At 58.3% G+C, this 13,646-nt stretch carries 11 protein-coding genes and 4 tRNA genes; all 15 read right to left on the reverse strand.

What is annotated here, in order from left to right:
• Positions 1–534: 534 nt before the first annotated feature.
• The 15 genes from ACJ8HH_RS18210 to wecB all read right to left on the reverse strand — a co-directional run bounded on the left by ACJ8HH_RS18210 (position 535) and on the right by wecB (position 13,592).
• Positions 535–611: transfer RNA gene (locus ACJ8HH_RS18210), tRNA-Pro, on the reverse strand.
• Positions 612–685: 74 nt separating this feature from the next.
• Positions 686–772 (reverse strand) — tRNA-Leu (locus tag ACJ8HH_RS18215).
• A 41-nt stretch (positions 773–813) separates the two neighbouring features.
• Positions 814–889 (reverse strand) — tRNA-His (locus tag ACJ8HH_RS18220).
• 59 nt (positions 890–948) lie between these two features.
• A tRNA-Arg gene (locus tag ACJ8HH_RS18225) sits at positions 949–1,025 on the reverse strand.
• Positions 1,026–1,160: 135 nt separating this feature from the next.
• Complete coding sequence (gene thrP, locus ACJ8HH_RS18230; protein ID WP_039568145.1) at positions 1,161–2,564, reverse strand: bifunctional threonine/serine APC transporter ThrP; 1,404 nt, start codon at positions 2,562–2,564, stop codon at positions 1,161–1,163.
• A 365-nt stretch (positions 2,565–2,929) separates the two neighbouring features.
• Complete coding sequence (wecG, locus tag ACJ8HH_RS18235) at positions 2,930–3,670, reverse strand: lipopolysaccharide N-acetylmannosaminouronosyltransferase (protein WP_033636645.1); 741 nt, start codon at positions 3,668–3,670, stop codon at positions 2,930–2,932.
• Between the two features lie 14 nt (positions 3,671–3,684).
• Complete coding sequence (gene wzyE / locus ACJ8HH_RS18240) at positions 3,685–5,052, reverse strand: ECA oligosaccharide polymerase (protein ID WP_039568148.1); 1,368 nt, start codon at positions 5,050–5,052, stop codon at positions 3,685–3,687.
• Positions 5,049–6,134, reverse strand: coding sequence for a TDP-N-acetylfucosamine:lipid II N-acetylfucosaminyltransferase (locus ACJ8HH_RS18245; RefSeq protein WP_039568151.1), 1,086 nt, complete (start codon positions 6,132–6,134; stop codon positions 5,049–5,051). The genes wzyE and ACJ8HH_RS18245 overlap by 4 nt, the downstream gene beginning before the upstream one ends.
• On the reverse strand, positions 6,131–7,381 hold the full coding sequence (gene wzxE, locus ACJ8HH_RS18250) for a lipid III flippase WzxE (RefSeq protein ID WP_033649867.1): 1,251 nt from the start codon (positions 7,379–7,381) through the stop codon (positions 6,131–6,133). The genes ACJ8HH_RS18245 and wzxE overlap by 4 nt, the downstream gene beginning before the upstream one ends.
• A 1-nt stretch (position 7,382) precedes the next feature.
• Positions 7,383–8,513 (reverse strand): dTDP-4-amino-4,6-dideoxygalactose transaminase, encoded by a 1,131-nt coding sequence (gene rffA, locus ACJ8HH_RS18255; RefSeq protein WP_039568155.1) that lies wholly within the window; start codon positions 8,511–8,513, stop codon positions 7,383–7,385.
• The gene (gene rffC / locus ACJ8HH_RS18260) at positions 8,500–9,231 is read right to left on the reverse strand and encodes a dTDP-4-amino-4,6-dideoxy-D-galactose acyltransferase (RefSeq protein ID WP_033649869.1); all 732 of its coding nucleotides are present in this window, start codon (positions 9,229–9,231) and stop codon (positions 8,500–8,502) included. Before rffC ends, rffA begins: the two co-directional genes overlap by 14 nt.
• A complete protein-coding gene (rfbA, locus tag ACJ8HH_RS18265; RefSeq protein WP_033649870.1) occupies positions 9,209–10,090 on the reverse strand; it encodes a glucose-1-phosphate thymidylyltransferase RfbA in 882 nt (293 codons plus the stop codon). The genes rffC and rfbA overlap by 23 nt, the downstream gene beginning before the upstream one ends.
• Before the next feature lie 48 nt (positions 10,091–10,138).
• On the reverse strand, positions 10,139–11,206 hold the full coding sequence (gene rffG / locus ACJ8HH_RS18270; protein WP_033649871.1) for a dTDP-glucose 4,6-dehydratase: 1,068 nt from the start codon (positions 11,204–11,206) through the stop codon (positions 10,139–10,141).
• On the reverse strand, positions 11,203–12,465 hold the full coding sequence (wecC, locus tag ACJ8HH_RS18275; RefSeq protein ID WP_033649872.1) for a UDP-N-acetyl-D-mannosamine dehydrogenase: 1,263 nt from the start codon (positions 12,463–12,465) through the stop codon (positions 11,203–11,205). Before wecC ends, rffG begins: the two co-directional genes overlap by 4 nt.
• Positions 12,462–13,592, reverse strand: a complete 1,131-nt coding sequence (gene wecB, locus ACJ8HH_RS18280; protein WP_033649873.1) for a non-hydrolyzing UDP-N-acetylglucosamine 2-epimerase — start codon at positions 13,590–13,592, stop codon at positions 12,462–12,464. Before wecB ends, wecC begins: the two co-directional genes overlap by 4 nt.
• Positions 13,593–13,646 lie beyond the last annotated feature (54 nt).

Below are 13,646 nucleotides of genomic sequence, written 5' to 3' on the forward strand. Positions count from 1 at the left end.
TCTCGTGGGCGATAGGCACCCTAAATCGGCTCTGCGTCATTCCCAGGGTTTATGAGGCCTAAGGCGAACATAAGAGGTGGAATGAGCATCTACGCTATTGATATTGCACTTGGCGTGCCAACTTTAAGGCTGAGGCCATTCCCAATAAAAAACGGGTCTCAATGCATTGAAATATATTAATTTTTAATTTAACCCTGTCTTTCCTGTTATATGCCACTCTCTGGCATTCCATACCAGCAGCCGTAATAAGAATGTCGCCTCAAAACGACGACTTAAGCCAAAGCCCATTTTATCTTTTTAAATCAATCAATTATTTGTCTCAACCTGACGACAGCGCTGGATGGCGCTGTCGCTGAAAACCAACACGCTTGCCGACAGAGACAAAGTGCCCATCCTTAGATACGCAAAAAGCCCGCGCATTGCTGCACGGGCCTACCTTCGTCTCGCTTCGCGAGGTTCGAACCTCCTGCGGAGGTACTCATCCTCATAAACTGCAGGCGTAAAAAAACCGACTTGCGTCGGTTTTTTTGAAAGTGGTCGGCGAGAGAGGATTCGAACCTCCGACCCACTGGTCCCAAACCAGTTGCGCTACCAAGCTGCGCTACTCGCCGATTTGTATTGCTCATACTACCCGATTTATCAGACCATTGTCCATATAAATCTTATATTTATCAGATATTTTGCGTGGTGCGAAGAGAGGGACTTGAACCCTCACGTCCGTAAGAACACTAACACCTGAAGCTAGCGCGTCTACCAATTCCGCCACCTTCGCACTGTCACAAAATACTGCTAAATCGTCACTTCATCAGGAAGTGGGGTGGCTAATGGGACTCGAACCCACGACAACTGGAATCACAATCCAGGGCTCTACCAACTGAGCTATAGCCACCATTACTACTTCTTACTCACGCGGTAATATACCACCGCAGCTCCTGCGCACAAACTTAATGGCGCGCCCGACAGGATTCGAACCTGAGACCTCTGCCTCCGGAGGGCAGCGCTCTATCCAGCTGAGCTACGGGCGCGTAGCGCCGTTGCGGGAGGGGATACTACGGATTTACGCCAATCCTGTCTAGTGCTTTTTCGCAGAAATGTTGCGTTTGATTACGCTTTGCTCACTCCCGCGCACAAAAGCGCACTCCGTAGCCCCTTTTCGCCGTTTATTGGCGCGTTTCTACCCGATTTTCAACCGGATGATGTTTCTTGTGCATGCCGAAAGCGAAGTAGCACAGGCTGACACCGGCTAAGAAAATCGCCCCGACCAGCAGGGAAATGCGCGTATCCGGGTTGATTCCCATGCCGACCAGCACGCAAACCAGAAAAGCGATGGTCAGATAGTTCACATACGGGAACATGATCGACTTAAAGCTGTGGTTTTTGATCGCTTCCTTATGGGCGCGGCGGAAATAGAGCTGGCTTATCAGCACCACGAACCACGGCACCATGCCCGGCAGCACGCTCGCGCTGTAGACATAAACGAACACCTGCTCCGGATTCGGGATGATGTAGTTCAGCGCGGAGCCCACCAACAGGCAGCCGATGGTGACGGCGATGCAGTTCACCGGCACGCCGCTGGCGGAAAGCTTGGTCAACGCCGCCGGCAGTTGGCGGTTCTTGGCCAGGGCGTACAGCATGCGGCCGCCGCTGTACATGCCGCTGTTGCAACCGGAGAGCGCGGCGGTCAACACCACGAAGTTGATGATGCCGGCGGCGGCAACGATGCCGATCTTGGCGAAGGTCAGCACGAACGGGCTGCCGGTGGTGCCGATGCCGTTCCACGGGAAGATGGTGACAATGACGAAGATCGCACCGACATAGAAGATCAGGATGCGCCAAAGGATATTGTTGATCGCGCGTTTCAGCGTCACCTGCGGGTTCTTGGCTTCCCCGGCGGTGATGCCCACCAGTTCAACCCCCTGATAGGATGCCACCACGATGCACAGCGCAAACAGGAAGCCTTTCCAGCCGCCGGCAAAGAAACCGCCGTGCGCCGTCAAATTGGCGAAACCGATAGGTTCACCGCCGTTGCCGAAGCCGAAGAAGATCACCCCCAGCCCCACCAGAATCATCACGATGATGGTGGTGACCTTGATCATGGCGAACCAGAACTCCAGCTCACCGTACAGGCGCACCGCCGCCAGGTTGGCCAACGCGACCATCGCCACGGCGATCAGCGCCGGCACCCACTGCGGTATTTCCGGGAACCAGAACTGCACATACACCCCGATGGCGGTGATTTCAGAAATGCCGACGGCAATCCACATAAACCAGTAGCCCCAGGCGGTCAGATAACCGAAGTAGGGATTCATGTACTTATGCGCGTAAACGGCAAATGACCCGGCGACCGGCTCGAGGAACAACATTTCCCCCATCGAACGCATAATGAAGAACACGAACAGTCCGGCGATGATGTAAGCCAGCAGCACCGACGGCCCCGCCCATTTCAGCGTACTGGCCGAGCCCATAAACAGGCCGACACCGATGGTGCCCCCCAGAGCGATAAGCTCGATATGCCGGGCCTCAAGGCCCCGGTGTAGCCCTTGCGGTTTATCTTTGTGTGCCATAAATCCTCAATAATTTTTCTCGGGTCGTGTTTGCCTGCCGGCCGCTGCCGGTCGTTATTGTCATTATTAAAAGAATAAATCATCCCCTGCCGATCGGATTGGCATCAACGGGTTGTCGGAGCGAAGTGACCGTGAGAAGGACATCGTTCAGCGCTGTCGCATCAAGCTTCAGCGGCCAGGGATAATTTCCGGGCGGTATCGTTTCGCATTTCGCCGCTATAAGCAAACCGCAATTTAAAACTTTATGGAATAAATGCGACGACGTTTAGGGCCGAGGGTTATAGATATGCGGGAGAAACGCGCAAAAGCAGATTATTGGTACAGCAGACCGGAGCGGAACAGCACTTTCCGCCCCGGATGAGGGGTTACATCTTGCCGCTGTAATAGTAGCCGACAAACTTCAACAGCTTCAACTGCCGGCCGATGCGGCTGGGTTGGCTGAGCAGGCGGTAGAGCCATTCCAGACCGAGATTCTGCCACACCTTGGGCGCACGCTTCACATGGCCGGTAAAGACGTCGTAGGTGCCGCCCACGCCCATATACAGCGCCTGCGGATGCACCTTGCGGCAGTCGCGCATCAGAATCTCCTGCTTCGGCGATCCCATCGCCACCGTCACGATCGCGGCGCCGCTGGCACGAATACGCTCGAACAGCGCCTCGCGCTGATCCGGTTTGAAGTAGCCGTCCTGGCTGCCCACCAGGTTGACATTCCACTGGCTGCGCAGCTTTTGCTCGGTTTCCGCCAAAACCTCCGGCTTGCCGCCGACCAGGAAGACCGGCGTGCCTTCACGGCCGGCGCGTTGCATCAAGGCTTCCCACAGATCGGCGCCCGCAACGCGCGAAACGTCCGCCGCCGGGTATTTGCGGCGAATCGAGCGCACCATGCTGATGCCGTCTGCGTACTTGTACTCCGCCTCATCCAGCAACGCATGCAGCGCCTGGTCCTCTTCCGCCTTCAGGATCTTTTCCGCGTTCATGGCCACCAGCGTGCCCTGTTTTACCCGGCCGCCGTCGAACAAAAAGTCCATGCAGTGCGCCATATCGCGAAAGCCCCACAGGCTGAAACCGCGCAGCTCATACTGCGGCACCGAAATCTTTGCTTCCATCGTTCTCATTACCCTTACAAAAGACCGTTGACCCGAGGCGGCGACGCCAGCGCGCGGGTGCGCGTCACTCTGGCCTTGATCAGCCCGGCGGTATCGAACAGCCAATACAGCAACTTCGCCAGCACCAGACAGGCGCCGAAAATAATGCAGAAGAACACCACGCGCGACACGAATGAATCCACCCCTTCCCGCGCCAACACGATCATGTTGAACACCGCGCCGAAGCAGAACCCCTGCAGAATGGCCGCCTTATAGCGGTTCGGCTCGGTTTTGCCCAGCTCATACAGCCAGTCGAACCACTTGATGATCATGCCCACCAGAATCGCGCCGAGCGGGATAAACAGCGCGCCGCCCATCACCACCAGCGAACCGATCAGCGTCGGCGAAATCGCCAGCCCGGAGTGGTTGTTCAGCACTTCCCAGGTGAAGTAGTTGGCCGAGTTCAGCACCACGTCCGGCCGGCCGGGCCAGAGCCAGGTAGGGATAAAGACGTAGAAATCACGCAAGATCGGCGCCAGGCCCTGGAAATCGATCTTGTCGTAATTTTGCAACAGCAGCGCCAGGTTTTCCCACGGCGAGAAGGTATCGCGGGTCAGGTAGAGGAAGGTATAAAACGCTTCCGCACCGCTGACGTCCAGGCTGTAGCGCTTCAACGCCAGCCAGAACATACCGACCACGCCGAATATGCCCGCCGCCGCCAGCATCCACAGCGTGATCCAGCCGCGCACGATGCCGATAAACAGGAACAGCGCGAAGGCAATGATGATGTTGGCGCGGGTGCCGCCGACGATCACGTAGGTCAGAATGCCGAACGCCACCGTCGCCACCAGGAACAAGAACCAGGCGCGCAGATCCTGCCGCAGGAAATAGACCACCAGCATCGCCGGAATGAAGAAGTAAAAGAACCGCTTGAGCGCCACACCGGACACGTCGCTTGAGAAGATCTGGCTGTAGGAATTGAGCTTGAACAGCAGGAAGCCGTTCTGCATGAAGAAGATCCCAACGGTACCGATCGCCACCAGCGCCAGCAGCACCCAGGTCATATGGGTTTCCACCCGGTTCATGGTAAACAGCGCAGCGCGCGGCTGTGTGCGGCGCTTGCGCAGCCGAGTCTTGTAGGTAACGTAATAGATGGCGTAAAACGCCGTCGCCGACAGCAGGGCGTACAGCAGAAACTCCACCGGCACTACCTCGACGTCAAACTGGAACACCAGCAGGCAGGTCAAAGGAAAACCGAAATAAAACGTCAGCAAATACAGCAGCGAGAAGAAGACGTTGAAGTTAAAGCGCACGCGCCGAAACTCCTGATAGGTCAGCGTCAGGATAAACGTCAGGCTGACCAGATAGACGACGAACAGGCCGCCGAATTGCGCCAACGTCATGAGTGCTCTCCCGCCGCCAACGCCAGGGCTTGCTGCCAACCGTCAACATAGTTCGGATTGAAGAAGGCGATCGCCTGCTTATCGACCGCCGCCAGCTGACGCTGCGCTTCACGCACCACCGCCTCGTCCAGCGAATCGCCGTAGAACAGCACCGGCAGATGCTGTTCCGCCAAATCCTGCCAGAACGGGTTTTGCCGGCTGAGCACGAAAGGCACGCCGAACTGAATCAGCAGGCACAAGGTGCCAATCCCCTGCTGGCGATTGAAAATGAAATAGCCGAGATCGCAGGCGCGCAGAATATTGAGGTAGTCCTCAAACGCCACCTGCTGCGTGAGCAGCTGCAGGTTTTTCTCGCCGAACAGCGGCAACCCGGCGGCGCGCACCTGCTCGATGTAGGTATCGTTATTGCCCGGATAACCCATCGGCAGGATCACGCGCACGTCGGCGCCGAACTGCTGATGAATCGCCTGCAGCGCTTCGATATGCCGATTGCTGCGATCGCCGGAGTTACCCACCAGAATCGTCATCGGCCCGGCCAGGTTTTTCTCGACGTGAACGTCGGTCAGCGCCGGATCCATGCGGGTCGGGAAGTACAGCAGCGAGGCCGGCACCCGCGCATGGCGCTGCTGGTAGTGGATCACGTCGCCGCGGGTAGCAAACACGTTCCCTACTCGCCCCTGCGCAATGCGGCGCAGCAGATAGAACAGCCGGAATTTCCAGCTGGTGGCGTCTTCATACAGATCGGCGCCCCAAATATGCCAACTGACCTGACGCGCCTTGATCTTGCCGCTCAGCAGCGCCAGCCACAGCCCCGGATTGAACTGGCCGTGCAGGAAGAAGCGCGCATCGCGATCGGCCTGAGCGCGCGCGATGACCGCCGCCGCCAGGCTTTTCTTGTCTGCGTAGGGCTCAATGTTCAGGGCGGGGAAATCACCCAGTGCCGCCACATCCTTGGCCGCCACCATAAAATGCCGCGTCTGCTCAGCCGGCAAACGCGGCGCCAGCACGTCGTTGAAGAAGCGCAGCACCGTCTGGTTATGATGCGGGATATCGGATCCCAGAACGTGAATCAGTGTGGTCATACTCGTCTACGATAGATAAGAAATACGCAGCTACAGAGCGCGAAATACACGATGTAGGTTGCCATATAGGCCTGAGCCGCCCCCAGCGCGCCGTGCAGCGGGATCAGCCAGTGCGAGAACAGCGTCAGCAGCAGAAACTGGCTGACTTCCGTCAGGATATAGAAGCGCAGCGACGCTTTGGCGATCACCAGATAGCCGAACACATAAGCCCCGACTTTCAGCACGTCGCCCACCAGCTGCCAGGCAAACAGATCGCGCATGGCGACGAATTTATCCGAGAACAGCAGCCAGATGGCGAAATCACGCAGCAGCCACACCGTAAAGCTCGCCGCCGCTACCGCCGGCAGCACGAATTTCAACGAGCGCACGATCTCCCGCGAGATGGCGCCCTTGTCCGTCAGCCGCGACAGCGTCGGCAGCAGATAGACGGTAAACGAGGCGGTGATGAACTGCAGATAGGCATCGGAAATGCTGCTGACGCCCTGCCAGATCCCCACTTCATCCCAACCGTAATGCGCGGCCAACAGGTTACGCATCATCACATAGGCCACCGGCAGCGTCACCGAAGTGATCAGCGCCATGACGGTGAACTTGCCGAGGTTGCCGGCCACGAGTTTGTCCCAGCGCGGCGCCAGGTAGCGCAACGGCAGCGTTTTGCGCCGCCACAGCATCAGCCCGGCCGGCAGCACCACCAACGCCGGCACCAGCGCCAGCCCCGCCAACGCGCCTTCATAACCGCCCAGCTTGAAGCACAGGTAATAAGCCACCACGCCGAGCAGGCTGCCGCCGATCACCGCCAGCGCATTGCCCATCGCGTCGCGATAGCCTTTCAGCACCGCCATAAACAGGTTGGCGTAGGCGATGCCCATCTGAATGAAAGCGACGGCGCGCACCACATCGACGTAATCGGCATGCCCGAACAGCCCGATGCTGATCGGTTCGGCGGCGAACAGAAACACCAGCGCCAGCAAGGTCGAAAAGCCCAGCACGATGCTCGACGCGGTGCCCACCGCCAGACGCAGACGCTGCGGATCCTGGTGGTACTCCGCCACGTATTTGGTGATACCGTTAAAAATGCCCGCGCCGGACAGCACGCCCAGCACGGTAATCAACTGGCGGAAGTTACCCGCCTGCCCCACCCCGCTGGGGCCAAACGCCACCGCCAGCAGTTTCACCACCAACAGCCCCACGCCGATTTTGATCAGCGTGGAGCCGGCGGTCCATATCGATGCTTTTGCCAACGACATATCAGGCAAAGAAACTCAGGATGGTATTGATTACCGTACGCTGATTGACATCAGACATATTGTAGAACAGCGGCAAGCGCACCAGGCGCGCGCTTTCCTGCGTGGTGTAACGATCTTCGCCGGCAAAGCGGCCAAAGCGTTCGCCGGCCGGGCAATCATGCAGCGGGATATAGTGGAACACCGCCATGATTTCGGCTTCCTTCAGGTAGTCGATAAAGGCCGTGCGCTCTTCGATATCGCGCAACTTGATATAGAACATGTGCGCGTTATGCACGCAGTCGGCCGGGATGACCGGCAGTTCGATGCGGCCTGACCGGGTCAACGGCAGGAAGCTGTCGTAGTAATTCTGCCACAGAGCCAAACGGCGCTGGTTGATGCGCTCCGCCACTTCCAGCTGGCCCCACAGGTAGGCGGCCTGCAGGTCGGACATCAGATAGCTGGAACCGATGTCACGCCAGGTATATTTGTCTACCTGGCCACGGAAGAACTGGCTGCGGTTGGTGCCTTTTTCGCGGATGACTTCCGCCCGATCGATCAGGGCCGGATCGTTCACCAGCGTCGCGCCGCCTTCGCCGCCGGCGGTGTAGTTTTTGGTTTCATGGAAGCTGAAGCAGCCGATATGGCCAATGGTGCCCAATGCCTTGCCTTTGTAGGTCGACATCACGCCCTGCGCGGCGTCTTCCACCACGAACAGGTTATATTTCTTCGCCAGCGCCATGATGGTATCCATCTCGCAGGCCACGCCGGCATAGTGCACCGGCACAATCGCGCGGGTTTTATCGGTGATCGCCGCTTCGATTTTGGTTTCGTCGATGTTCATGGTGTCTGGACGCAGGTCGACGAACACCACTTTGGCGCCACGCAGCACAAAGGCGTTGGCAGTGGAAACGAAGGTAAAGCTTGGCATGATCACTTCGTCACCCGGCTGGATATCCAGCAGAATGGCGGCCATTTCCAACGACGCGGTGCAGGAAGGCGTCAACAACACTTTCGCGCTGCCGAAACGCTGTTCCATCCACTGCTGGCAGCGGCGGGTGAAACCGCCGTCGCCGCACAATTTGCCGCTGCCCATGGCAGCCTGCATATATTCCAGTTCAGTGCCAACAACCGGTGGAGCGTTAAATGGAATCATGTCTACCTCTGTATAACCAGTACGCGGTGCTTTCAATCACGGCACCCTGTCGTTGATAGAGTCGTAATGCGGCGATATTGCCCACCTGGGTCGCAACCCGCAGGCGCTGCATCCCCTGCTGCCGACATTCGGCGATCGCCGCCGTCATCAGCCTGGCGCCCACGCCCCGGCCGGATGCGCCGGGGAACGCCGCCAACAGGCCAATGCGCATTTCCTGGCCGCCAATGTCACGCAGGCTGACAAAGCCTTCGGGTTGCCCCTGGCTATCCAGCACCAGCAAGCATTGATGATCAAAGGTGCCCTGCACCGCTTTTTCGATCCAGGCCGCATAGAATCGCCCGCTATCGGCGCGATCGTACCACGGGGCGCGAAATCGGCTGGCAGCGAACACCTCACCGGCGGCAGCGCGCAATGACGGGATGTCCTCGGGAACGGCCTGACGCACCGCAACCGCCGAAGCGGCATCGGCCATCGCGCTTTCAGGCGCAACGTTCACCACCAGATCCACTTCCCCTTCGACCAGCCGGAATCCCAGCGTCGACAGCGCATCGGCCCATCCCAGGCGGTAAGCGGGAATTTTGGCCTGCACCAACGCATAGGCATCCAAATCAGCCTCGGCTACGGGTGCCGCCGAGCTATCGAAATGTAATTTGGCGCTCTCTAATTGGAAGAAGTCGCTCTCCCAAACCAGCGGCTCAATACTGGCGTGGACGCGCATGCAGTAAATCCAGTAAATATTTGCCGTAACCGGTTTTGGCCAGCGTCTGAGCCGCGCGTTTTACGCCCTCATCATCCAGCCAGCCATTGCGCCAGGCGATCTCCTCGAGACAGGCGATTTTAAAGCCCTGGCGTTTTTCTACCGTCTGCACGAAGCTGCTGGCTTCCAGCAGACTGTCGTGCGTGCCGGTATCCAACCAGGCGAAACCACGCCCCAGCAGCTCGACGTTCAACTCTCCGCGTTCCAGATACATCTGGTTAATGCTGGTGATTTCCAGCTCGCCGCGCTCCGAAGGCTTCACCTGTTTGGCAAACTCCACCACCTGGCTATCGTAGAAGTACAGGCCGGTCACCGCCCAGTTAGACTTCGGTTTAACCGGTTTTTCTTCGATCGACAGCGCGCGGAAGTGGTCGTCAAACTCCACCACGCCAAAGCGCTCGGGATCCATCACCTGATAGCCAAACACGGTCGCGCCGGTGGTGCGTGCTGCAACGCTTCTCAACTTGGGACTGAACCCCTGACCAAAGTAAATATTGTCGCCCAAAACCAGACAGCTCGGCTCACCGGCCAAAAATTCTTCACCGATCAAAAATGCTTGAGCCAGGCCATCGGGACTTGGCTGTTCGGCATAGCTGAGATTGATACCGAATGCTTCACCACTGCCCAAAAGCCGCTTGAATGAAGGCAGATCTTCCGGCGTGGAGATAATCAGAATATCTTTGATTCCCGCCAGCATCAGCACCGACAACGGATAATAGACCATCGGTTTGTCGTAGATCGGCAGCAGTTGCTTGGACACGCCGCGCGTGATCGGATGCAGACGCGTACCGGAACCGCCAGCCAGAATAATACCTTTCATACTTGCTCCAAAACCCGCCGCGCAGCCGCAGAGCGACACGGCGTTAAATTAATCTGACAGCCCCAAACGCTCGCCGGCATAAGAACCGTCTTGCACCCGGCGCCACCAGGTCTCGTTGTTCAGGTACCAAACTACGGTTTTGCGAAGGCCGCTTTCGAAGGTTTCCTGCGGCCGCCAGCCCAACTCACGATCGATTTTGCCGGCGTCGATGGCGTAACGCATATCGTGACCCGGGCGATCCTTCACGTAAGTGATCAGATCGCGGTAGTTCGCCACGCCCTGCGGCTTGTTCGGCGCCAGTTCTTCCAGCAGATCGCAAATGGTCTGCACCACTTCGATATTCTTGCGCTCGTTATGGCCGCCGATATTGTAAGTTTCGCCTACCACGCCTTCGGTCACGACCTGATAGAGCGCGCGCGCGTGATCTTCGACATACAGCCAGTCACGCACCTGCGCGCCGTTGCCGTATACCGGCAGCGGTTTGCCGGCTACCGCATTCAGGATCACCAACGGAATCAGCTTCTCCGGGAAGTGATAAGGGCCGTAGTTGTTCGAGCAGTTGGTCACGAGGGTCGGCAAACCGTAGGTGCGCAACCAGGCGCGCACCAGATGATCGCTCGACGCCTTGGAGGCGGAATACGGACTGCTCGGCGCATACGGCGTGGTTTCGGTGAATAGATCGTCGGTGCCGTGCAGGTCGCCATACACTTCGTCGGTGGAGATATGATGGAAACGGAAAGCCTGCTTCTTCTCTGCAGCCAACGGCTGCCAGTACTGGCGCGCCGCTTCCAGCATAGTGTAAGTGCCCACCACGTTGGTCTCGATAAAGGCCGCTGGGCCGTCGATAGAACGATCGACGTGGCTTTCCGCCGCCAGGTGCATCACCACGTCCGGCTGATACTGGGCAAATACCCGATCCAGCTCGGCACGATCGCAGATGTCGACCTGCTCGAAAGCATAGCGCTCGCTCTCGGCCACCACCGCCAGCGACTCGAGGTTACCGGCATAGGTCAGCTTATCCACCACCACCACGCTATCGCCGGTGGCCTCGATGATGTGCCGCACAACCGCGGAGCCAATGAAACCGGCACCACCGGTAACTAAAATACGTTTCAACGCCAGACTCCCTTAGTATCCACCACCCAGCTTTGCTTGATCTCTTCCGGCCGGATGGCCTTGAACTGCTGGTGATCGACCAACATCACGATCACATCGGCCTGCTGCAACGCTTCCGCGATTGGCGTCAACGTCACATGGCCGGCCAATGACTTCGGCAACTGTTCGACGTTCGGTTCCACCGCCAGCGTTTCGCCGACGTGCCATTCGGCGATCAGATGTACCACTTCTACCGCCGGGCTTTCACGCAAATCATCGATATTCGGTTTGAAGGCCAGGCCGAAGCAGGCAATTTTGACCTCGGACGCGCGCTTGTCGGTGGCGGCCAGACAATCGGCCACCGCCGCTTTCACCCGGTCGACCACCCACAGCGGTTTGCCGTCGTTCACCAGACGTGCGGTGTGGATCAGGCGTGCCTGCTGCGGATTCTGCGCCACGATAAACCACGGATCGACGGCAATGCAGTGACCACCGACGCCCGGCCCCGGCTGCAGAATATTCACCCGCGGATGGCGGTTCGCCAGGCGGATCAGTTCCCAGACGTTGATCCCCTGCTCAGCGCAGATCAACGACAGTTCGTTGGCAAAGGCGATATTTACGTCGCGGAAGCTGTTTTCCGTCAGCTTGCACATCTCGGCGGTGCGCGAGTTGGTGATCACACATTCGCCCTCGAGGAAAATCTTGTACAGCGCGCTGGCACGTTCCGAGCACTTCGGCGTCATGCCGCCGATCACGCGGTCGTTTTGAATCAGCTCCACCATCACCTGCCCCGGCAACACGCGCTCCGGGCAGTAGGCGATATTCACGTCCGCCGCTTCGCCCGCTTGCTGCGGGAAGCTGAGATCGCTGCGCGCCTGCGCCAGCCAGTCCGCCATTTGTTCGGTGGCCCCCACCGGCGAGGTGGACTCCAGGATCACCAGATCGCCTTTTTTCAGCACCGGCGCCAGCGATTTCGCCGCCGCTTCGACATAGGCCAGATCCGGCTCGTGATCGCCCTTGAACGGCGTAGGCACCGCGATCAGGAACGCATCGGCCGCCAGCGGTTTGGTCACCGCCCGCAGGAAACCGCCGTCGACGGCGTCCTTGACCACTTTGTCCAGATCCGGTTCGACGATGTGGATCGCGCCGCGGTTAATGGTATCTACCGCATGTTGGTTAACATCTACACCCACCACTTTTTTCTTGCGGGAAGCGAACGCCGCCGCCGTTGGCAAGCCGATATAACCCAGGCCGATAACCGAAATAGTGTCAAAACTCATAGTGTCACCTGATGATTCTTTAAAGCTTCGAGGATACGCTGACAGGCATGTCCGTCACCGTATGGGTTATGCGCCCGACTCATCGCGTGATATTCGCTTTCGTCCGTCAACAGCCGGGTCACCGCTTCAACAATTTTGGTCACATCGGTGCCGACCAGACGCACCGTGCCCGCATCTATCGCTTCCGGGCGTTCGGTGGTGTCGCGCATCACCAGCACCGGTTTACCTAACGATGGCGCCTCTTCCTGAATGCCACCGGAATCGGTCAGGATCATGTAAGCCTGGGTCATCAAATAGACAAACGGCAGATAATCCTGCGGCTCGATCAGCATGACGTTGTCGATGCCTTTCAAAATGCGATTCACCGGCTCACTGACGTTCGGATTGAGATGCACCGGATACACCACCTGTACTTCCGGGTGATTGCGGGCGATCTCCGCCAGCGCGCTGCAAATTCGCTCAAAACCGCCGCCAAAGCTTTCGCGGCGATGACCGGTGACCAGGATCAGTTTCTTGTCGGCGTCGAGGAACGGATAACGCTGTGCCAGGCCAGCCCGCAGCGCGGCATCGCTCATCACGCGGTCACGCACCCAGAACAGAGCGTCGATCACCGTATTGCCGGTCACGAAAATACGGTTGTCCGGCAGCAGTTCGCGCAACAGATTTTGGCGCGAGTTCTCGGTTGGCGCGAAATGGTACATCGCCAGGTGGCCGGTCAGTTTGCGGTTGGCCTCTTCCGGCCAGGGAGAATACAGATTGCCGGTACGCAGCCCGGCCTCGACATGCCCGACGGGGATGCGTTGATAGAACGCCGCCAGGCTGGTCGCCAGCGTAGTGGTGGTATCGCCGTGCACCAGCACCACGTCCGGTTTGAAGTCTTCCAGCACCCCTTTCAGCCCTTCCAGGATGCGGCAGGTGATTTCCGTTAGCCCCTGGCCGGGTTTCATGATGTTCAGGTCGTAATTCGGCGTGATCTCAAACAACCGCAATACCTGATCCAACATCTCACGATGCTGTGCCGTTACGCAGACTCTTGCGTCAAAAGCCTCATCCTGGGCCAGTGCATGTACCAGCGGTGCCATTTTGATGGCTTCAGGTCTGGTGCCGAAAACAGTCAACACTTTCACAGCGAATCTCTTTTGGTCGGTTAATCGCAGGCCCCGCCTGCGAATCGGGCGCTC

The organism is Serratia sp. CY32780 (assembly GCF_052169135.1).
Classification (GTDB): Bacteria; Pseudomonadota; Gammaproteobacteria; order Enterobacterales; family Enterobacteriaceae; genus Serratia; species Serratia sarumanii.

Coding starts and splice junctions, on each gene's coding strand:
- thrP (WP_039568145.1), bottom strand. CDS start 2,564: ATGGCACACAAAGATAAACCGCAAGGGCTACACCGGGGCCTTGAGGCC.
- rffA (WP_039568155.1), bottom strand. CDS start 8,513: ATGATTCCATTTAACGCTCCACCGGTTGTTGGCACTGAACTGGAATAT.
- rfbA (WP_033649870.1), bottom strand. CDS start 10,090: ATGAAAGGTATTATTCTGGCTGGCGGTTCCGGTACGCGTCTGCATCCG.
- wecC (WP_033649872.1), bottom strand. CDS start 12,465: ATGAGTTTTGACACTATTTCGGTTATCGGCCTGGGTTATATCGGCTTG.
- wzxE (WP_033649867.1), bottom strand. CDS start 7,381: ATGTCGTTGGCAAAAGCATCGATATGGACCGCCGGCTCCACGCTGATC.
- wzyE (WP_039568148.1), bottom strand. CDS start 5,052: ATGACGTTGGCGCAATTCGGCGGCCTGTTCGTCGTCTATCTGGTCAGC.
- wecG (WP_033636645.1), bottom strand. CDS start 3,670: ATGGAAGCAAAGATTTCGGTGCCGCAGTATGAGCTGCGCGGTTTCAGC.
- rffC (WP_033649869.1), bottom strand. CDS start 9,231: ATGCGCGTCCACGCCAGTATTGAGCCGCTGGTTTGGGAGAGCGACTTC.
- ACJ8HH_RS18245 (WP_039568151.1), bottom strand. CDS start 6,134: ATGACCACACTGATTCACGTTCTGGGATCCGATATCCCGCATCATAAC.